Source organism: Paraburkholderia sp. J41 (assembly GCF_905220235.1).
In the GTDB taxonomy this organism is placed as follows: Bacteria; Pseudomonadota; Gammaproteobacteria; order Burkholderiales; family Burkholderiaceae; genus Paraburkholderia.
In genome coordinates, this window is the sequence record NZ_CAJMZE010000004.1 from 188,201 (window position 1) to 208,409 (window position 20,209).

21 protein-coding genes are annotated in these 20,209 nt (G+C 64.3%); 14 read left to right on the forward strand and 7 right to left on the reverse strand.

The genetic code is table 11. The features are described from left to right. Nucleotides 1–140: 140 nt before the first annotated feature. The 4 genes from U5805_RS05920 to U5805_RS05935 all read left to right on the forward strand — a co-directional run bounded on the left by U5805_RS05920 (nt 141) and on the right by U5805_RS05935 (nt 4,522). Nucleotides 141–1,367 carry a porin gene (locus U5805_RS05920; protein ID WP_322102514.1) on the forward strand — a complete coding sequence of 409 codons (1,227 nt, stop codon included), beginning with the start codon at nt 141–143 and terminating at the stop codon, nt 1,365–1,367. A gap of 128 nt (nt 1,368–1,495) precedes the next feature. Next, complete coding sequence (locus U5805_RS05925; RefSeq protein WP_322102515.1) at nt 1,496–2,497, forward strand: TRAP transporter substrate-binding protein; 1,002 nt, start codon at nt 1,496–1,498, stop codon at nt 2,495–2,497. A 32-nt stretch (nt 2,498–2,529) separates the two neighbouring features. Next, nucleotides 2,530–3,144 carry a TRAP transporter small permease gene (locus U5805_RS05930; RefSeq protein ID WP_322102516.1) on the forward strand — a complete coding sequence of 205 codons (615 nt, stop codon included), beginning with the start codon at nt 2,530–2,532 and terminating at the stop codon, nt 3,142–3,144. A gap of 25 nt (nt 3,145–3,169) precedes the next feature. Next, the gene (locus U5805_RS05935; RefSeq protein ID WP_322102517.1) at nt 3,170–4,522 is read left to right on the forward strand and encodes a TRAP transporter large permease; all 1,353 of its coding nucleotides are present in this window, start codon (nt 3,170–3,172) and stop codon (nt 4,520–4,522) included. Nucleotides 4,523–4,567: 45 nt separating this feature from the next. Here the strand turns inward: U5805_RS05935 and U5805_RS05940 are convergent, their stop codons facing one another. The 3 genes from U5805_RS05940 to U5805_RS05950 form a co-directional block, all read right to left on the reverse strand. Beyond that, nucleotides 4,568–4,897, reverse strand: coding sequence for a hypothetical protein (locus tag U5805_RS05940; protein ID WP_322102518.1), 330 nt, complete (start codon nt 4,895–4,897; stop codon nt 4,568–4,570). A gap of 75 nt (nt 4,898–4,972) precedes the next feature. Next, nucleotides 4,973–6,466, reverse strand: coding sequence for an ATP-binding protein (locus U5805_RS05945; protein WP_322102519.1), 1,494 nt, complete (start codon nt 6,464–6,466; stop codon nt 4,973–4,975). After that, the gene (locus U5805_RS05950; RefSeq protein ID WP_322102520.1) at nt 6,463–7,122 is read right to left on the reverse strand and encodes a response regulator; all 660 of its coding nucleotides are present in this window, start codon (nt 7,120–7,122) and stop codon (nt 6,463–6,465) included. The genes U5805_RS05945 and U5805_RS05950 overlap by 4 nt, the downstream gene beginning before the upstream one ends. Nucleotides 7,123–7,581: 459 nt before the next feature. On the opposite strand from U5805_RS05950, the gene U5805_RS05955 reads away from it, so the two are divergent. Genes U5805_RS05955 through U5805_RS05965 form a run of 3 tightly spaced genes read left to right on the forward strand, consistent with a single transcriptional unit; the run spans nt 7,582 to nt 10,158 of the window. Then, nucleotides 7,582–8,355 (forward strand): DUF4118 domain-containing protein, encoded by a 774-nt coding sequence (locus U5805_RS05955; RefSeq protein WP_322102521.1) that lies wholly within the window; start codon nt 7,582–7,584, stop codon nt 8,353–8,355. A 1-nt stretch (nt 8,356) separates the two neighbouring features. Beyond that, nucleotides 8,357–9,304, forward strand: a complete 948-nt coding sequence (locus tag U5805_RS05960) for an alpha/beta hydrolase (protein WP_322102522.1) — start codon at nt 8,357–8,359, stop codon at nt 9,302–9,304. A gap of 38 nt (nt 9,305–9,342) precedes the next feature. Continuing rightward, the gene (locus U5805_RS05965; protein ID WP_415914544.1) at nt 9,343–10,158 is read left to right on the forward strand and encodes a MipA/OmpV family protein; all 816 of its coding nucleotides are present in this window, start codon (nt 9,343–9,345) and stop codon (nt 10,156–10,158) included. A 41-nt stretch (nt 10,159–10,199) separates the two neighbouring features. Here the strand turns inward: U5805_RS05965 and U5805_RS05970 are convergent, their stop codons facing one another. Then, on the reverse strand, nt 10,200–10,496 hold the full coding sequence (locus tag U5805_RS05970; RefSeq protein ID WP_322102524.1) for a hypothetical protein: 297 nt from the start codon (nt 10,494–10,496) through the stop codon (nt 10,200–10,202). 365 nt (nt 10,497–10,861) lie between these two features. On the opposite strand from U5805_RS05970, the gene U5805_RS05975 reads away from it, so the two are divergent. Then, nucleotides 10,862–11,326 (forward strand): hypothetical protein, encoded by a 465-nt coding sequence (locus tag U5805_RS05975; protein WP_322102525.1) that lies wholly within the window; start codon nt 10,862–10,864, stop codon nt 11,324–11,326. 18 nt (nt 11,327–11,344) lie between these two features. Here the strand turns inward: U5805_RS05975 and U5805_RS05980 are convergent, their stop codons facing one another. Then, nucleotides 11,345–12,292, reverse strand: coding sequence for a LysR family transcriptional regulator (locus U5805_RS05980; protein ID WP_322102526.1), 948 nt, complete (start codon nt 12,290–12,292; stop codon nt 11,345–11,347). Between the two features lie 155 nt (nt 12,293–12,447). On the opposite strand from U5805_RS05980, the gene U5805_RS05985 reads away from it, so the two are divergent. The 6 genes from U5805_RS05985 (at nt 12,448) to map (ending at nt 17,476) form a co-directional block, all read left to right on the forward strand. Continuing rightward, a complete protein-coding gene (locus tag U5805_RS05985) occupies nt 12,448–13,332 on the forward strand; it encodes an amidohydrolase family protein (protein WP_322102527.1) in 885 nt (294 codons plus the stop codon). Between the two features lie 172 nt (nt 13,333–13,504). After that, complete coding sequence (locus U5805_RS05990; protein ID WP_415914545.1) at nt 13,505–14,788, forward strand: dicarboxylate/amino acid:cation symporter; 1,284 nt, start codon at nt 13,505–13,507, stop codon at nt 14,786–14,788. A gap of 174 nt (nt 14,789–14,962) precedes the next feature. Further along, nucleotides 14,963–15,991, forward strand: coding sequence for a porin (locus U5805_RS05995; protein ID WP_322102529.1), 1,029 nt, complete (start codon nt 14,963–14,965; stop codon nt 15,989–15,991). A gap of 186 nt (nt 15,992–16,177) precedes the next feature. Then, complete coding sequence (locus U5805_RS06000) at nt 16,178–16,393, forward strand: hypothetical protein (RefSeq protein ID WP_322102530.1); 216 nt, start codon at nt 16,178–16,180, stop codon at nt 16,391–16,393. A gap of 106 nt (nt 16,394–16,499) precedes the next feature. Next, nucleotides 16,500–16,712 carry a ParD-like family protein gene (locus U5805_RS06005; RefSeq protein WP_322102531.1) on the forward strand — a complete coding sequence of 71 codons (213 nt, stop codon included), beginning with the start codon at nt 16,500–16,502 and terminating at the stop codon, nt 16,710–16,712. Continuing rightward, nucleotides 16,709–17,476, forward strand: coding sequence for a type I methionyl aminopeptidase (map, locus tag U5805_RS06010; RefSeq protein WP_322102532.1), 768 nt, complete (start codon nt 16,709–16,711; stop codon nt 17,474–17,476). The genes U5805_RS06005 and map overlap by 4 nt, the downstream gene beginning before the upstream one ends. Nucleotides 17,477–17,579: 103 nt before the next feature. Here the strand turns inward: map and U5805_RS06015 are convergent, their stop codons facing one another. Continuing rightward, nucleotides 17,580–18,701: a porin gene (locus U5805_RS06015; RefSeq protein WP_322102533.1), complete on the reverse strand. Its 1,122-nt coding sequence runs from the start codon at nt 18,699–18,701 to the stop codon at nt 17,580–17,582. A 106-nt stretch (nt 18,702–18,807) separates the two neighbouring features. Next, nucleotides 18,808–20,205: an FAD-binding oxidoreductase gene (locus U5805_RS06020; RefSeq protein ID WP_322102534.1), complete on the reverse strand. Its 1,398-nt coding sequence runs from the start codon at nt 20,203–20,205 to the stop codon at nt 18,808–18,810. Nucleotides 20,206–20,209: the final 4 nt, after the last annotated feature.

Sequence of the window (20,209 nt, forward strand, 5' to 3'; positions counted from 1 at the left end):
TTTTTCCCGCGTCCGAATTCCCCGTGGGACTTCGCGTAACTACCTACTAGCCAACGTGAAAGGAAGTGTTTAGATTTCCGGAAAACGTTTTCCAAAGCGTTAGCAGCGTGGCAGGCGAAAAACAACAAAGGAGACTGGTGATGTCGAGGCAGAAAAGCCGTCTGAAGGCGGTCGTGGTGGGGGTGGCGATGACGGGCGCGGCGCCCGCGTTCGCGCAAAGCAGCGTCACGCTGTACGGGATTATCGACACGGGCCTCGGCTGGCAGTCGAGCCAGACCTCGCTCGGTTCGACCACGGGCGGCAAGTCGGCGGTCAAGATGATCAACGGCGTATGGGCCGGCAGCCGCTTCGGCCTGAAGGGCGCCGAAGACCTGGGCGGCGGCACCAAGGCGGTGTTCCAGCTCGAAGAAGGCTTCAACAGCGCGACCGGCGCGCAATCCACGAGCGGCCTCATGTTCAACCGCCAGTCGTTCGTGGGCCTCGCCAACGCCGCCTACGGCTCGCTCACGGCGGGCCGCCAGTACGCCTCGTATTACCAGTTGCTCGCGCCGTACAGCCCGACCACCTGGCTTACCGGCTTCTACGGCGCGCATCCGGGCGACCTCGACGGGCTCGACACCATTTATCGCGCGAACAATACGCTGCTCTATACGTCGCCGAAAATCGCGGGCTTCACGTTCAGCGGCTCGTATTCGCTGGGCGGCGTGCCGGGCAGTTTCAATCGCGGCTCCACGTGGTCGGCGGCGGGACAGTACGCGATGGGGCCGGTCGGCCTTGCCGTGGGCTTCTCGCGCATCAACAATTCCACGCTTGGCGGCGGGGCGTTCGGCGCCGATTCCACCACGTCGAGCGCGGGCGGCCAGGCCGGCATCTCGGCCGTGACCAACGGCTATCAGTCGGCGCAGGCGCAGCAGCGTCTTGCCGTGGGCGCCGGCTACACCTTCAACAGCCAGTTCGACATCACGGCCACGTATTCGAACGTGCAATACGTGGCCGGCATCGGCTCGGCGTTCCGCGACACCGCGATCTTCAACACGGGCGGCCTGGTGCTGCACTGGAAGCCCGCTTCGACATGGGACTTTGCCGCGGGCTACAGCTACACGCGCGCGACCAAGGCGAACGGCATCACGAGCAGCGCGCAGTATCAGCAATTCAATCTTTCGCAGTACTACACGCTCTCCAAGCGCACCGGGCTCTACGCGCTCGAAGCGTATCAGCGCGCGAACGGCCAGACGCTCGCGCCTTCGAGCACCGGCGGCACGCACATCATCGGCGCCACGGCCACGCTCGGCGACGGTTTCAACAGCACGCCTTCGTCGTCGCGCAGCATGGTCGGCGTGGGCGCGGGCATCATCCATCGCTTCTGACACACAAGCGGCTTCGCACGCCGGCGGGCCGTGACGCGGCCCGCGCGACGACAACCACGCGTGCGTGCCGTGTTTTCCGGCGCGCACGAGAGCAACGATCGAGACAAGATTTTTCCCTGAGGTAAGCGATGAAAAAGACTTTTCGCCACTCCCGTACCGCAACGACCGCAATGACCGTGGTGGCCGCGGCGCTCGCGCTCGCCACGGGCGCCGCGCAAGCGCGCGTGTTCCGCGTGGCCGACGTGCATAGCGACACGTTTCCCACCAACATGGCCGTCAAGTTCATGGGCGAGGAAATCTCCAAGGCCACCAATGGTAAGGATTCCGTAAAAGTATTCGGCAACAGCGCGCTCGGCTCGGAAAACGACACCATCGACCAGGTGCGCATCGGCGCGCTGGACATGGTGCGTGCGAACGGCGCCGCGTTTAACGAGATCGTGCCCGAGTCGATGATTCCCTCGCTGCCGTTCCTGTTTCGCGACATCAACCATTTCCGCAAGGTGATGTACGGCCCCGAAGGCCAGAAGATTCTCGATGCGTTCAAGGCCAAGGGCATGATCGCGCTGACCTTCTATGAAAGCGGCGCGCGCTCGATCTACGCGAAGCGCCCGATCAAGTCGCCGGCCGACATGAAAGGCCTGAAGGTGCGCGTGCAGCCCTCCGACCTGATGGTCGACGAAATCAAGGCAATGGGCGGCACGCCCACGCCGATGCCGTTCGCCGAGGTCTACACGGGCCTCAAGACGGGTCTTGTCGATGCCGCCGAGAACAACCTGCCGTCGTACGAGGAAACCAAGCACTACGAAGTAGCGCCCGACTTCTCGGAAACCGAGCATGCGATGACGCCGGAAGTGCTGGTGTTTTCGAAGAAGGTCTGGGACACGCTCACGCCGCAGGAGCAGGACGCCATCAAGAAGGCCGCCGCCGACTCCGTGCCGTACTACGTGAAGCTCTGGACCGCGCGCGAGGACAACGCGGGCAAGACCGTGCAGAAGGGCGGCGCGACCATCATCCCGGCGACGCAGGTGGATCGCGCGGCGTTCGTGAAGGCGATGCAGCCGGTGTGGACGAAGTACGAAAAAACGCCGGAGATGAAGAAGATCGTCGACGAAATCCAGGCCATCCAGTAATCACGCGGCAACGCAGCAACGCCATACACGCCATGATCGAACCGAAAAAGGCGCTCAAGGCAACGACGCACTCCGCCGCTTCCCGTCTCCACGGAGAAGCGGCGGGGCCGTCGCGCGGCCTCGAAGGCGCTCGCGCGCCGGGACGCGGCCTGCGTGTCCTCACGCGCGCGAACGACATTCTCTTCCAATTGCTGACGATACTCGCCTCCCTCGCGCTCGCCGTGCTCACGGTGCTCGTGTTCTATGGCGTCGTCATGCGTTACGTGTTCGCGAACGCGCCCGATTTCGTCGAGCCTGTCGCGCTGCTGCTCGTGATCGTGATCGCCATGTTCGGCGCGGCGCTCAAGGTGCGCGAGCGCGGCCATATCGGGCTGGATTCGCTCGTCAAGCGGTTCGGTCCCCGCGGCCGGCGCATCGCCGAGGCCTTCCAGCATCTGTGCCTGATCGTGCTGGGCGCGGCGATCTTCTACGGCTGCTGGCAAATGGCCGAGACGACCATGGACGACCGCATCGCCATTCTGGGCGTGCCCGAGGCGCTGCGCTATTTCATTCCCATCCTGGCGAGCGTCTGCATCGTGCTGTTCTCGCTCGAGCATCTGTTGATGCTGTTCGTTCGCACCGAACGCCACCTGCGCGAAGGCGCGTAACTCACGCGATCAAGGCAAGGCAAACATGGAACTCGCCATTCTTTCCGGTAGTTTTTTACTGCTGCTCGCGGTGGGCGTGCCAGTGTCGTTCTCGCTCGGCCTCGCGTGCGTGCTCACGTACTTCTACGAGGGATTGCCCGCCGCCACGGCGATGCAGTCGATGATCTCGGGCATGAACGCGTTCTCGTTTCTCGCGGTGCCGTTCTTCATCTTTTCCGGCGAATTGATGCTGCACGGCGGCATTGCCGACCGCATCCTGCGCTTCGCGCAAGCGGCCGTCGGGCATTTTCGCGGCGGCCTGGGCATGGCCAACGTCGTCGCCTGCACGCTGTTCGGCGGCGTGTCGGGTTCGCCTTCGGCCGATACCTCGGCCATGGGCGGCGTAGTCATTCCGCTCATGAAGCGCGAAGGGTACAGCGCGGCGTATGCCGTGAACGTGACGACGCATTCGTCGCTGGCCGGCGCGCTCATGCCCACGTCGACCAACATGATCATCTACGCGTTCGCCGCGCAGGGGATCACGGGCACCTTGAACGGCATGCCGATGAGCGGCGTTTCGATCGGCGATCTGTTGTTCTCGGGCCTGTTGCCGGTGCTGTGGGTAATGGGCTTCGTGCTGGTCGCGGCGTATTGGCAGGCGCGCCGCTTCGGCTATCCGATGAGCGCCGACGGCACCACGCGCGTGCAGGCGTTTCCCGGCTGGTTCGCGGTGTTGCGCGCGTTTCTGGGCGCGTTGCCGGGCTTGCTCGTGATCGCCATCATTCTGTTTTGCGTGGCGCGCGGCATTGCCACCGCAACGGAAGCCGCGGCCATTGCCGTGGTGTATTCGCTCGCGCTCACGGTGGCCGTGTATCGTTCGATGACGCGCAAGCTGCTGTTCACGGCGCTCTCGCGCGCGGCCAAAACCACGGGCGTGGTGCTGCTGCTGATCGCGGTGTCGAACATGCTGCGTTACCAGATGGCGTATCTGGAGATTCCCGAGTCGATCGAGCGCGTGCTCGAACACGCGACCACGGTGCCATGGCTGATGCTGCTGTACATCAACATCATTCAGGTGTTTCTGGGCACGTTCATCGACATGGCCGCGCACATTCTCATCACGACGCCGCTGTTCCTGCCGCTCGCGATGCATAGCGGCGTAGGTCCGGTGCAGTTCGGCATCATGATTTTGCTGAATTGCGCGCTGGGTCTCGTGCATCCTCCCATCGGCTCGGTGCAGTTCATCGGTTGCGCGATCGGCGAGGTCTCGATCGGCGAGACGACCAAGGTGGCGTGGCCCTATTATCTGGCGATTTTCAGCGCGATCAATCTCGTGACCTACGTGCCGTTGTTCTCCACCTGGCTGCCGAGCCTCATCAACGGGCATCCGGTGTTCTGATTCGCGGCGGTCTTCGTTGCGATGAAGCGGGGCGGCTGTCGTGACTCACGGCAGCCACTTTCGCGCATCCTGCTCCCACGTGGGCTCGCCGCAATCGTGCGGATTCTCCGGCCCGAGTATCGTTAGATATCCTTTGTTTTTCATGCAGGCCTCGTAGGCGCGCACCTGGGTGCAGCGCCCCGCACCGGCTTTGCGCGCGGCGCTTTTGCATTGCACGATGGATTGATCCATCGGGGCGAAGTCGAGGTCGTCGGCGCGCGTGAGCGCGGGGGCGTCGGCGCCCGTTGCGGAAAATTCCACGGGCTGCGCGCAGGACGCGAGCAGCGCCAGCGCGGCGAGCGCGGTCGTGGCGCGGCCAAAGGCTTTCATCTGCATGTCGATTTTCCTTGCCGAACGGCGTCGTGAATCAGGCAGCGAAACGGTTTTGCGAGTGTAGCCAATGTGCGCCGATCAAGTCGCGGCCGTGCCGCTTCGCGCGAGATCGTCATGATGCGTTTCGCGCAAGGCCGGGAACTCGATCATGACGGCGAGGCCGCGCCGGTCGCCGTCATCGCCGCTTCCGTTGCCGTTGGCATCGCTGTTTCCGTCGCCTTCGCCGTTACCGTTGCCCGCGCGCAGCGTCAGCACGCCGTTGAAGTAATGCGCGATGCGCTCGACGATCGACAGGCCCAGTCCGCTGCCTGGCGCTTGCGCGCCCGTGCCGCGATAGAAGCGGTCGGTGAGGCGCGCGAGGTCGGCCGGCGCCACGCCGGGGCCGTCGTCGCGCACGGCGAGGCATTGCCGCTCGCCGCGCTCGAACAGCGAGACCTTCACGTTGCCGCGCGTCACGCCGTATTTGATGGCGTTGTCGATGAGGTTGTCGAGCAGGATGCCGATCAGCACCGGGTCGGCTTCGATCGCGTGTTCGGACTGAACATGGGCGCGCAACGCGATGCCTTTCTCGTGCGCATGCGCGAGGTGACGCGCCACGGCATCGTCGATCAATTCACCCAGATGCACGGCGCGCGCGGGAATGCGCTCGTGCTCGTCGAGCCGCGCGAGCAGCAGCAGTTGTTCGGCGAGCCGCGCGCTGCGATCCACGCCTTGCACGACACGCTGCATGGCGAGGCGTTGAAGCGCGGGATCGTCGGCGGAAAGCGCGACTTGCGCCTGCACCTTGATGGCGGCAAGCGGCGTTTTCAGTTCGTGCGCGGCGTCGGAGGTGAAGGCGCGTTCGCGCACGAGCGACTGGCGCAGTTGCGCGAGCAACTGGTCGATGGCGTCGACGAGCGCCTTCACTTCGGCGGGCACGGCCGCGATGGCGAGCGGCGTGAGCGACTTTGCGTCGCGCGCGCGAATGGTGGCGGAGAGCGTGCGCAACGGCACGAGCGCGCGGCCGATCGCCAGCCACAGCACGAGCGCGAGCACGGGCAGCGCGACGAGCAGCGGCCAGACGATTTGCCAGGCGATGCCGGTCACGAGGTCGCTGCGCGTGTTCGCCATTTCCATCACGCGCACGACGCGGCCCGTGCCGCCGTCGCGCAGTTCGTAAAAGCGCCACGGCGTGCCGTCGATGTTCACGTCGCGCGGCGCGGCGCCCGGCACGGCAGCGGCGGCGACCGCGGATGCCGCGGCGGGCAGGCTCGATGCCACGCTCGCGCCGTTGGATTCGAGCACTTGCAGCAGGACGTCGCGCGGCAAGGCGTCCTGGTCCCATTGCGAGGCAGGCGCGTTCGGGCGCGCGATTTCGAACTGCGCGTTCGGCGGCGTTTGCGCGAAGCGTGCAATGTCGGCGGCGTCGAGCCGTGCGATGAGCATCGCGTATTCGACGAGCCGCGCGTCTTCCCATTCCTGTACTTCGCGCGAGGCGTGCCGGAAGCAGCCGTACAACGCGGCGAGCCACACGGCCACCACGCAGGCCAGCACCACGAGCGACAGCCGGTGACGGATCGCGTGCCGGTTCATGGTTTTTCGATGACGTAGCCGACGCCGCGCACGGTGCGGATCAAGTCGGCGCCCAGCTTCTTGCGCAGGCTGGAAACGTGGACTTCGATGGTGTTGCTTTCCACGCCGTCGTTCCAGCCGTACAGGCGGTCCTGCAAGCGCATCTTGGGTTGCGGCACGCCCTGGTGCGTGACGAGTTGCGCGAGGATCGCCCATTCCTTGCCCGTGAGCGCAACCGGCTCGGCGTTGCGTGTGACCACGCGGGCGGTGACGTCCACTTCGATATCTCGCCAGACGATCGTTTCCTGAATGCGGCCGTGCGAGCGCCGCACGAGCGCGCGGCAACGCGCGAGCACTTCGGACAGCTCGAAGGGCTTGGCGAGATAGTCGTCGGCGCCGGCGTCGAGTCCGCGCACGCGGTCGGCCACCGTGCCGCGCGCCGTGAGCACGAGGACGGGCGTGTCGTCGCCTTCCTCGCGCAGCGAGCGCAGCAGTTCCGTGCCGGACCGGCCGGGCAGGCCGAGGTCGAGAATCACGAGTCCGTAGTTTTCGGCGGCGAGCGCCATCGACGCATCGTAGCCGTCGCGCTTCCAGTCCACGGCGTAGCCCGCTTGAATCAGGCTCATTTCGAGCCCGCTTCCGATCAGGTCGTCGTCTTCAACAAGCAGTATTCGCATGGGCAAGGCCGGTCGTGGGAATGAGCATTGGCGCTCAATTGTAGGGCAGCCCGCATCGCGAAAATCGCACCCTGCAAGTTGGCGCGGGGCTTCAGGCTATCTTAAGCATGACTCGCTAGCATCGGACGGCAATGGCTTTAAAGCGCGATTTTCAACCTTTCAAAGCGCTGTTTAAAGGGCGTCGAGACGAAGGCATTGCCTTGGCCACTCACGGTTCTCCGCAGCGCCGCGTTGCCGGAATAAAGATTGATGAAAGCTTGCCGTCAACATGGCTGAAGCGGGGCGTTTGCCGGACGCCAAAATCGAAGAATTGCGAGTCAAAAATGCTTGTAAACGATGGTAATATGCCGGGCTGTCGGTGGGGCACAAGCGTACTTCCCCGTTCATTGATTCGAAATCCGGCCTCGGCGCTTTAAGCGGATTTCGGTGATTCGCTACGAGGTTGGCGCACTGTAAGCCATGGAAATCCGCAATGCCCGTCTTTGGGCGCCGCGAGGCGCGCGCCGCTGGTATATCGCAGCGGGCACGCTGATTGTCGCGAGCACCGTTCGTCTTGCGCTGCATCCGCTGCTCGGCCCCATCATGCCGGCCACCGCTTTTTGCATTGCGGCCGCACTGGTCGAATATGTTTGCGGGCTTGCGCCGGCCTTGACCGTCATGTTTCTCGGGCTGGGCATCGCCGATTATCTGTTCGTGCCGCCCTACGTCAATATTACTTATTTCGACCGGCGCGACCTCATTCTGGTCATCTCCTATCCGCTCGTCACGCTCATTGTGATCGTGCTGATCGAACGTTTGCGGCGCGAGCAGTTTCGCGCGTTGCTGCTCGCCTCGGTGGCGCAGTCGCGTTATGAAATGCTGCTGCGGCACGACAACGAGCGCGCGCTCGCGCGCCGCGCGGTCGACGAAACGCATCGGCTTCTGCGGCATCTCGCCCATCATCACGACGGCTTCATTCTCATCAAGGCGCTGGAGCGCACGCCCGCGCAGCGCTCGCACATGGGCAAGGGCGGCGCGGGCGCGCTGTTGCAGGCGAGCGAGGTGGAACCCGGCCCGCTGTTCGACTCCGTGCATCCCGAGGACGTGCAGCGCCTGAACAACGCGCTATGGCCCGGCAGCCATCGCGTGCGCCTGCGTGGCGCGCAGGATGACGAGCACCGGTTGATCAATTGCACGTGCGAGCGGTTCACGACCCACGCGGGCGATTTTCTCGTGTTGCGCACGGAGAGCTGACATGGCCACAGGGGATCTCGAAGCCGCGCGCGCGACGGCGCAAGCGGCCGAACCGGCCCAGGCGGCGCTCGCGGCACGCTTTTTCAGCGAAGGCGACGGCCACGCGGTGCTGTTGCTGCACGGGCTTTCCAGCTCGCCGCTCGAACTGCGCTATCTCGCGCGCTACTTGCAGAAAGAAGGCTTCACGGTGTGCGCGCCGGTTATTGCCGGTTATAGCGCGGGGTCGCCCGTGTCCACGATGGAGCAATGGGTCGAAGGCGCGCTGCGCGAATACGACGCGCTGGCCGCGAAGTACGAGCGCGTGTCGGTTTGCGGGCTGTCCATCGGCGGCGCGCTGGCTTTGCGCGTGATTCGCGAGCGGCCCGGCGCGCAGTCGCTCGTGCTACTTTCGCTCACGCTCGCTTACGACGGCTGGGCGATTCCGTGGTATCGCTTCGTGCTCGATTGCGCGTATTACACGCCGCTGCGGCATCGCTACTGCTATCGCGAGGCCGAACCGTTCGGACTCCGAAACGAGGCGCTGCGTGCGAAAATCGCGCGCGCGATGCAGCGCAATGCGTTCAGCGAAGTAGGGCCTTCCACGATCTCGCTGCCCGCGTTGCACGAGGCGTTGCGGCTGGCGCGGTCGGCACGCAGGCAACTTGCGTCGATCGAGAACGATGCGCTCGTCATTCACGCCATCGACGACGAAACATCGAGCCCGCGCAATCCGCGTTTCGTGATCGACAACCTCGGTTCGACGTTCCTGCGCACGGTGTGGCTCGACGATTCCTATCACATGATTACCTCGGACAACGAACGCGAAATCGTTGCGCGTGAAACCGTGCTGTTCCTGCGCGAAAGCGAAGTCGTGCATGGCGCGCAGGACGCGCAAAGCCAACCGGTGGTGTCGAAGGCGCTGGCGCGCCGTTTGCGGCAACTCGCCAACGTGGGACGAAGCAAGACGTGAAGCGCGTGAAATTGGCGAAGGCGCTTGCGGGCGCGGCAATGCTGGCGATGGTTCAGCACGCGTACTCCGATACGGGCGATACGGCCGCGACCGCCGATGCGGGCAGCGCGGTTAGCACGGCGGGCAGCGCGGCGAGCAACACGAGCACGGCAGGCACAGCGGCCGACTCGCCGTGGAAAATTTCCATCGGGCCGGGCGTCTATCTCGCGCCGCAGTATCCCGGCGCGCGGCGGCTCAAGGCGTATCCGTTTCCGGCGCTCGATATCTCGTATCGCGACCGCGTGTTCTCGCAAGGCCCGGACGTGCTCGGCGTCAACGTGATATCCAACGAGAACTATCATGTCGGCGCTTCGCTGAGCTTCGACTTTCAGTCGCGCAAGGCGTCCGACGACCCGCATTTGCGCGGTCTCGGCGATGTCGACGACGGCCCCAAGCTGCGTCTGTTCGCCGATTACACGCTCTGGGCGTTCACGGGCGCGGCCGCCGTGTATCAGGACATCAGCCGGAACGGCCAGGGTTTGACCGCGAGCCTCGACATGTACGCCTCCTTGCCGCTGACGGGCTGGCTGTTCTCGGTCGGACCGGGCCTCACGTGGGCGAACGCGGTGTACACGCGCACGCTATTCGGGGTGTCTTCGGGGCAAAGCGCGGCTTCGGGGTTGCCGCAATACGCGACCGGTTCGGGCGTGCGCGATATCCATCTGACGTTCTACGCCACGCACGACTTTTCGAAGCATTGGGTCGGTTCCGTCAACGCCACGCTGGGGCGGCTCGAACACGATGCGGCGGGCAGCCCGATCACGGAGCGCCGCCGCGAGATGACCACCTTCGCGGCGCTCGATTACCGTTTCTGATGGCGCGCGGCACGCTCGGCGAACCGCGCGCGGCGTGACGCTCAGGCGGCCGGCTTCATCGTCCATTGCTTCTTGTGCGAGCCGTCGACGGAATGGTCGAAGCCCGCGTCGAGCACCCATTGCCAGCCCGGTTGCGGCATGACGCCCGTCGATTGCAGCGCGTCGATCTGCGCGCGCGCCTGTTCTTCGTTGGCGAGAAAGCGCAGCGTGCCGTACACGACGTTGTAAAGCGGCAAGGCCGCGTCGATCATGAAGAGATGAACGACCTTGCCGGCCGTGTCGACAAAGCGCGTGGTCGAGCCAATCGAGCGGGGAAACGTGATGGTAGGGGTGGTCACAATCGACACTCACTGAGTTGAATAATTTTTTGGCGCTTGCAACACGATGCGGCCCAGTCGCCGCATTCAGGCGCGCGGCTTTGCCGGCTTGCGCCCCTCCTCACGTTAACGGTCGCATTCGGCGCGGCTTTAAGCGATGAACCCCGGGGAAAGCCCCAATGCACCGAAGCAGTGAATGCGGTGCTGAAAGAAGCGGTAAACCAGCCGGGCCCGTTCGGGAACCACGCTTGCAACACCGGAACGCATCCACGTGGCGAAGCGCGGCGCAGGGCCTTGCGAAAGGCTGTCGCGTTCGCCGGTTCTTGTTACCGCGCGTTCATGAAAGGCGCTCAACCGGAGGAGTTCTCGTGCGCACTGCAAGGTTCATGGTTTCCATTTTGCTTACGCTGCCCATGCTGATGTCGGGCTGCGCGACGTATCGCATGCACGAGGCGCGCGAGTCCTCGGGCGAACTGGTGGGTTCGAATATCGAGGATCTCGTGCAATCGGTGGGGATTCCCGACAAGACGATGAAAGTGGTCGACACCGGCGGCGCCGGCGATCGCATGGTCGCGCAATGGAATTTCAGCAATGCCGATTCGGCGCTCGACATGACGCTCATCCTGCTCGACGTGAAAGTGGGCGGCGCCGGCAAATGCAGCATGACGGCCACGGTCGAACGCTGGGGCGGCAAGGTGGAAGCGATCAATTTCCCGCAGGCGCATGCCGACAGCATCGGCTCCGATTACAACGCGTGCGAGCCGCTCGTTTCCGAGGCGATCACGCATATGCCGCATACGCCCATCGATCCGAAGTTCGATGCGTTCACGCTCGTGGGCGCGGCGAAATAATTTCGCCGTTCGGCGAAGTCACGCCGCCTTGCCGTAAAGCGGCAGGATTTGCGATTCGAGCATCGCAATGGCTTCGGTCGCGAGCTGCGAGGGAATGTGCTTGCTGCTCGTGGCGATGGCGAGGCGGCTAAAGAGCGTGGGCTCCGTGATGCGCAGCACCTGGAAGCGGCGCTTGAGCGCATCGCTCGCGGTCGCGTGCAGCGAGAGCACCGCGTAGCCGATGCCTTCGCTCACGAGATCGAGAATCGACGCCACGGCATCCACTTCCAGCTCGATGCGAAGGCGCACGCCTTGCTCGGCCGCCGCCGATTCCACGAGACGCCGGATCGTGTGCATGCGGCCCGGAATCACGAGCGGGTAGCGGGCGATGTCGCGCAACGGCACTTGCGCCGGCAGCGGGCCGGCTTGCGCCGCTTCTGTCGCTTGCGCTGCTTGCGCCGCGCGCGAATCGGCTTCGGGGCCGATCAGGAATAACTCCTCCGTGAACACGGTTCGCTTGTCGATGAGCGGCGTTTCGAACGCGTCGTAAAGCACGGCCACGTCGATGCGCCCGAGCATCAGCCATTCGACGAGGTGCGTGGACAAGCCCTGCGCGACCGAAATGGTCGCCTCGGGAAACGACGCGCGAAATGCGCGCACGAGCCCGTGCGTGGCCACCTTCGCGAAGCTGGGCGTGACGCCGATGGCGAAATGGCCGCCCGAAGCGCCGTGCAGCGCGTCCAGATCCTGGGTGGCGCGCTGCACCTGCTGAAGAATGCCTTTGGCGTGCGCCAGCATGCGCTGGCCGGCGGGCGTGGGACTGACGCCGCGCCCGTTGCGCTCCAGCAGCGTGTGGCGCAACTCCACTTCCAGTTGGCGCACGAGCCGGCTCAGCGCGGGCTGGTTGGTGTCGAGCGCGATGGCGGCGCGCGTGAAACTGCCGAGTTCGGCAACGTGTACGAACGCCTCGAGCTGTTTCAGGTCCATGACGGGCGGCCTATGTGAAATTCACATAGCAGTTAGTTGGATATGGCGATTGTAGCCAGTGGGGTGTCTATTCACAATCTAGCCACGCCAAAGTGCCGTGTGCCTTTCACGGCGCGCGGCGCAAAAACACCAGTGAGACCCAGAGACAACGCTCGATGAAATCCTGCCTGCCCCCCGATCCCAACCCCGTCAAGCCAGCCCACGCCTTGCCCGCGCTCGCCTGCGACGCGCACTGCCACGTATTCGGCCCCGCCGCCGTGTTCCCGTACGCCGACGACCGCAGCTACACGCCGCCCGACGCGCCCTTCGAAGGACTCGTCGCGCTGCACGACCATCTCGGCCTCGAGCGCGGCGTGATCGTGCAGGCAAGCTGCCACGGCACCGACAACACGGCGATGCTCGACGCGATCGCGCGCGGCAACGGCCGTTATCGCGGCGTGGCGATCGTCGATGGCAACGTGACCGACGAACAACTTGCCGATCTCGACGCCAAGGGCGTGCGCGGCGTGCGCTTCAACTTCGTCGCGCATCTGGGCGGCGCGCCCGATCTGGACGTGTTCGACCGCGTGCTCGAACGCATTCAGGACCTGGGCTGGCATGTCGTGCTGCACCTGGACGCGCAGGATATCGTGCATTATGCGGAGCGCATCGCGCGCATCAAGGTGCCGTTCGTGATCGACCACATGGGCCGCGTGCGCGCGGAAGCGGGTCTCGATCAGGAGCCGTTCAGGCAGTTGCTCGAACTCATGCGCAATCCGCTCGCGTGGGTCAAGGTGTGCGGTTCCGAGCGCGTTTCGGCCGGCAAGCGCCCGTTCGACGACGCGATTCCGTTCGCGCGGACGCTGATCGAAACGGCGCCGGATCGCGTGCTGTGGGGCACGGACTGGCCGCATCCGAACATCAGCAAGGACATGCCGAACGACGGCGAACTCGTCGATCTCATGTTCCGCTTTTGCCCGGACGCGGGCTTGCGCGAAAAGTTGCTGGTGACGAATCCCGCGCGCCTTTACGGGTTCGAGGCCGGTTCCGGGCGCGCGTAAGACGCGTCGTTCAGACGAGAACGCGCCGGCGCACACCGGCGTTGCAAGGTAAAAACCACGATTCGAGCCGCCACGAAAGGCGGCCGCATTTTCCAGATCAGGAGACGACATCGATGCAAGCGATCCGCCAATTTCTTACTTTGCGAGCGGCGTCATGAATGAAAGCGCTGTCATGACCGCACGCACGCAATCGGCGAAAACGCCTTTCTACCGCAAGCTGTATTTCCACGTGTTCGTCGCGATCGTGCTGGGCGTGCTGCTCGGCCATTTCGCGCCGTCGCTCGCCGTCAAGATGAAGCCGCTGGGCGACGCGTTCATCAAGCTCATCAAGATGGTGATCGGGCCGATCATCTTCTGCACGGTCGTGACCGGCATTGCGGGCATGGGCGACATGAAGAAAGTGGGGCGCGTGGGCGGCAAGGCGCTGCTGTACTTCGAAATCGTTTCGACGGTGTCGCTCGTGATCGGTTTGATCGCCGGGCATCTGTTTCATCCGGGCAGCGGCTTCAATCTGAATCCCGCGACCATCGACACAAAAGCGCTCGCCGGTTTCACCACGGCCGCGCATCAGATGAGCACGGTCGAGTTCCTCATGCACATCATTCCGGACACGGTGTTCGGCGCGTTCAGCACCGGCAACGTGTTGCAGATCCTGCTCGTTTCCGTGCTGTTCGGCGCGGCGCTCGCGGCCACGGGCGAGCACGGCAAGCCGCTCGCCGCGCTGATCGACCGCATCGCGCAAACCTTCTTCGGCATCGTACACATCATCATGAAGGTGGCCGCGATCGGCGCATTCGGCTCGATCGCATTCACGATCGGCACCTATGGCATTGGCGCGGTGGTGCCGCTGCTGAAGTTGATCGGTGCGTTTTACGCCACGCTCGTGGTGTTCGTGATCGTCGTGCTCGGCCTCATCTCGCGCATGCTCGGCTTCAGCATCCTGCGCTTCATGAGCTATATCCGCGAGGAAATCCTCGTCGTGCTGGGCACGAGTTCCTCGGAAGCGGCGTTGCCGCAAATGCTCGAAAAGCTCGAACGCCTCGGCTGCTCGAAGTCGGTGGTGGGCCTCGTGATTCCGGCGGGCTACTCGTTCAACCTGGACGGCACCAACATCTATCTGACGATGGCCGTGCTGTTCATTGCCCAAGCGTTCAACGTCGATTTGACGCTCACGCAGCAACTCACGCTGGTGGGCGTGGCGATGCTGACCTCGAAGGGCGCGAGCGGCGTGGCGGGCGCGGCGTTCGTGATGCTCACCTCCACGCTGCTGGTGTTCCCGATCATTCCCGTCTCGGGCATGGTGCTGATTCTCGGCATTCACCGCTTCATGGGCACCGGGCTCGCGATCGTCAACACGATCGGCAACGGCGTGGCCACGCTCGTCGTTTCAGCGTGGGAACGCGAACTCGACCGCTCGAAGCTCAACGCCGAAATGTCGCAGCGGCGCGCGCGATGAACACCTGACACACCGTTTCTCGCACGGGCAGCTTTCGCATGCACGCGCGCCGTCACGGCGCGCGGCGGGGGCGGCCGCGCGCCTGAAAAAACTTCTCATATCAGATAAAAAAGTTTGGAGACCTAAACCATGTATCAAGCTCAGCTTCGCCTTACCCGCATCGCGCGCGGCGCCATGTTCACTCTCGCGCTGGCCGCCGGCGCCGCGCACGCGGCCGATCCCTCGCAGGCCAATGCGGGCGCGGCGCAGATGTCGTCATCGTCGGTCCAGTTGTACGGCCTTATCGGCATGTATATCGACAGCGCGAAGCTGAGCACCGCGCGCCAGAGCACGGTGCAGGAGGGCGGCGGCGGCATGACCACTTCGTTCTGGGGCATTCGCGGGCGCGAGGACCTTGGCGGCGGCAATGCCGTGATCTTCAGCCTCGAAAGTTTCTTTCGCCCAAACACCGGGCAAATGGGCCGCAACACCACGGACGGGCTGTTCTCGCGCAACGCGTATGTGGGGCTGACGGGCGCATACGGCACGGTAAAGTTCGGAGAACAAACCAATCCGACTTATATCAATCAGCAACTCGTCAATCCGTTCGGCTCCTCGGTGGTGTTTTCGCCGCTGATCGTGCAGTCGTACACGGCGAGCTACAACAACACGCAGATCGGCGACACGGTGTGGCAAAACGCGGCCGAGTACGTCACGCCCAGCTTCAACGGACTCACGGGCACGGTGATTTACAGCGTGAGCAGCACGACGGGGCATCAGGGCCGCGACAATATCGGCCTGCATCTGACCTATGTGAAAGGGCCGCTCACCGCGGTGTTTTCCGCGCAGCGCGATCGCACGGCGGCGGTCGCGCCTTCGTCGGGGCAGTATCTTTATCTCGCGGGCGCGGCCTTCGATGCCAGATTCGCCAAGTTCTACGGCGCGGCGCAAATGACGAGCAACAACAACGTGGAAACGGGCTCGCACACTTACGAGCTTGGCGTTTCCGTGCCCATTACGCCTTCGAACGTGATTCTTGCCGAGTGGGCGCGCACGAAGCATAGCGCGCCGCTCAACGCGAGCAACGTGCGCAACACGGGCAGCCTTGCGTACGACTACATCCTCTCCAAACGCACGTATGTGTACGCCGTTTATTCATACGACAAGTTGACCGGCAATCCTTCCGGCAGCACGTATGGCGTGGGGATGCAGCACACGTTCTGACCGGCGAACGATCGCGCACGCGACGTTTGCCGGCGTCGATCCCGATTCGCGCGCATCATGGACGCATCGCCGGAACGCGCTTGCCGAATAACCGGCGCGGCGAGTCGCCCGATCCGTAAAGACCGGGGGCGCGCTTCGGAAAGGTCGATGCGGACGCCGGCGACGCCCGGCGAAGGAGAGACGAACATGGCGCGATTCATTCATCTCGCGGCGGCCGCCGCGGCGGGCATGGCGGCGATGTACTACCTCGATCCGGCGCAGGGCGAGCGGCGCCGCGCGTCATTATGCGGCTTCGCGTGCGCGTGCTGGCGTGGCCGCGACGAGCGCGACCGGACCGCTCGCCACGACGGCGAGGGTGACGATTTGAAAGGGCCGGGCGGCGGCGTGGGAACCGGGCCCTGAATAGCCCGTTTCAAAGGCATACGTGCGCGAGCGATGCAAAACATCGCTTGCGCCACGGTTGCGCGCTAATATATGATTCGTATATTGATTGTATATGGAGCGTAACATGGGCATTGTCAACATCGGCGACGAACTGCACGACCAGATCCGCAAGGCGAGTGCGGTGTCATGCCGGTCGATCAACGCGCAGGCCGAGTTCTGGATCAAGATTGGTATGTTGTGCGAAATGAATCCCACGCACAGTTTCAACGAGATCGTTGCGCGGGAATTGCGCGCGGCCGGCGTCGTGCCGAAAGCCGTCAAGGTCGCCGCAACATGACCAAGCGGCCCGAGGAACTGGCGCTGATGGCGGAATCCGGCAAATTGCTGGCAAGCGTATTCGGCTATCTGGACCGGCTGAATCTGGCCGGCATGTCGACCATGGAAGTCAACGACCGGGTGGACGGTTTCATCGTGAACGAACTGGGCGCGCGGCCGGCCAGCAAAGGGCAATACGGCTATGCCTATGCGCTGAATGCCTCGCGCAACCACGTGGTTTGCCACGGCGTGCCTTCAACAACGGAAACGCTGCAAAGCGGGGATATCGTCAACTTCGACATCACGCTGGAAAAGAACGGCTATATCGCCGATTCCAGCAAGACCTATCTCGTGGGCGAAGTTTCGCCGCTGGCCCAACGGCTGGTGCAGGTGACTTACGAGGCAATGTGGAAGGGCATCAAGGCGGTGCGCCCCGGCGCCACGCTGGGCGACGTGGGGCACGCCATCGAACGGCATGCGCGCAGGAACGGCTATTCGGTCGTGAGAGAGTATTGCGGGCACGGCATCGGGCGGGAAATGCACGAGGAGCCGCAGGTGCTGCATTGGGGCAAACCCGGAACGGGCCTCGTGCTGCGCGAAGGCATGGTGTTCACCATTGAACCGATGCTCAATCAGGGCCGGCATGCGACCCGAACGGAAGACGACGGCTGGACCGTGGTCACGCGCGACGGGCGGCTCTCCGCGCAATTCGAGCATACGGTGGCCGTGACCGGCAACGGCGTGCGAGTGCTCACCCTGCGCGCCGACGAAAAAGCGGTGCATTGAGCGCACGGCGGGCACGCGCCGTCATTTCGGCCTGCTAATCAAACGCGCGCGTCACGACAGATGACGCGCGCCCGGCACCGCATGCTCGCAACCGCCGCTTTCGTCAGAACGTTTTGCGAATGCCCAGCCGCAATGCGAGTTGATTGATCGAACTCGATGGGGCCAGCACCGGCGCCAGGTCGGCAACGGCGCCGCCGCCCGCGCGCATATAGGTTGCGGTTGCGTAAATGTCGGTGCTCTTGGAGAGGAAGTAGTCGGCGCTGGCATCCACTTCGTGATAACGCGGGCGCTGGTCCGTGGCGGAGACCGAGCCTTGCGTATAGCTGTACGCGGTGCCGAGTTGCAGGGCCGGCGTGAGTTGATAGCTGGCCACGATTTCGCCGATGTTGAACGTGACGTGACCGGAAATCTTCGCGCCCAGCGTGGGGTCGAGATCGCCGAATTGCGTGTGCGTCCAGGTCGCGCTGAGCTTGAACGAGCCGAGCGTATAAGCGCCGCCCAGGCCAAGGACCTTGTAGCTTCCGGCGGCGAGCCCGTAGTTGCCGTCCACGGTGTTGCTTGCCGTCCATACGCCGTCGGTCACCGCCACGGCCGGATGGTCGATCGCCGTATAAGCGGCCGCGAATTCGAATGCGCCGCCCACGTATTGCAGGGCAAACGACTTCGCGCTGTTGCGGCCGAAATTGCCCGCCGTTCCGCCGAAGCTATATGCGGCCACGCCGGTCCATCCGGCGATCACGGGCGAGACGTATTTGACGGCGTTTTGCAGGCGAAAGTCGATGCCGTTGTTATCCAGATCGCCCGGATGCGGAAACAGAATGCCGCCCGGCAAGCGCGCATTCGCGGAGTACGGTCCGATATAGTCGCCGATTTCCTCGTCTTGCCGCCCGAGCGTCAACGTGCCGTAACGCGCGTTGGACAAGCCCACATAGGCGGGCCGGCCAAACAGGCGGCCACCCTGGCTCAACGCGCCGGTATTCACGTTGAAGCCGCTTTCGAGCCTGAAAATGGCGCTGCTGCCGCCGCCCAGGTCCTCGGTTCCCTTGAGACCCCAGCGGTTGCCCTGCGAAATGCTGCTCTGCATCTGAACGGCGCTATGGCCGCCCTGATTGCTCGACCAGGTGAGGCCGTCGTCGATGATTCCGTACAGGCTGACACTGCTTTGCGCCTGCGCGCCCGTGCTGATCGTCAGCATGCCTAACGAAATAGCTGCAAACCGTTTCATGTTCTTCACCTCTGGGGGTTGCTGGTTTCGATTTTTTGCGAGTGGTGGGTCTTGCTTTCGCGAACACGCACCGCGAAACGTCGCGCGATGCGTGCCGACGACTTCGTTACGGCGCGGGCAGCACCTTGCCGGGATTCAGAATGCCGTGCGGGTCCAGCGCGAACTTGATGGCGCGCATCGCCGCGAGTTCGGCCGGGCTGCGCGTGTGGCCGAGCACGTTGCGCTTCTTGCCGCCGATGCCGTGTTCCGCCGAAACCGAGCCGCCATACTCGCGCACGATGCCGTAGACGAGTGCTTCGACGGCATCGGCCGTGGTTTCGCCGCCGCCGGGCACTTGCACGATCAAATGCAGATTGCCGTCGCCCAGATGGCCATAGGTGAGTACCGTGCTGCCGGGCCACGCGGCGCGCAACGCCTGGTCGCAGTGTTGCGCGGCGCGGCCGATGTCGGCAATGGCGAAGCTCACGTCGAAGGCGATGAGGTCCGGCATCAGGATCGGGAATTCGGCGGTCGCGTCGCGAATACGCCAGAACGCGCCCGCATCGCCTTGCGATTGCGCGATCGACGCGTTGCCGATCACGCCGGCCTCGAGCATGTCGGCAAGAAAGTCCTCGAATGCGTCTTGATGACGTTGCCCGTCGCCGCCCGCCGATTCGAGCAGCACATAGAACGGATGCTTCGTGTCGAGCGGCGAGCGCAACGTGCTCACGTGGGCGAGCATGTAATCGACGAAACTCGGCCACATCACCTCGAATGCCGACACGCCTGTTGCGAGGCGCCGCTGTGCCTCGCCGAGCAGGCGCGTGACGGCCGCGTAGTCGGGCAACCCGCACCACGCCGTGGCGAGCGCGCCCGCGCGCGGGCGCAACCGCAGCACGGCGCGCGTGATGATGCCGAGCGTGCCCTCGCTGCCGATCATGAGATTGCGCAGGTCGTAACCCGTGTTGTTCTTCACCATCTTGTGCAAGCCGCCAATCACGCTGCCGTCGGCGAGCACGGCTTCGAGACCGAGCACCTGGTCGCGCGCCATGCCGTAACGGATCACGCGATTGCCGCCCGCATTGGTCGCGAGATTGCCGCCGATCGTGCAACTGCCGCGCGCGCCCAGGTCGAGCGGAAACATCAGGCCGGCTTCGCTGGCGGCGTGCTGAACGGCTTCGAGCGTGACGCCGGTTTCGACGGTGATCGTGCCGGAAATCGCGTCGACTTCCTGTATCGCGGCCATGCGTTCGAGCGAGAGCGCGATCTCGCCGGCCGAGGTGCATGCGCCGCCCGCGAGCCCGGTCAAGCCGCCTTGCACGACCACAGGCTGGCGAAAGCGGTTGCAGAGGGCGAGCGCCTGCGAGACTTGCGCGGTCGAGCGCGGCCGCAGCAGCGCGAGCGGCGCTTCGCCGGGCAAGCCGCTCCAGTCGGCGTTGCGGCGTTCGAGCAGGTGGTCGCGCGTGGTGAGCACGTCATGACCGAGCGCGTCGAGCAAGGCGGTCAGGATTTCGGACTGAGGCATGATA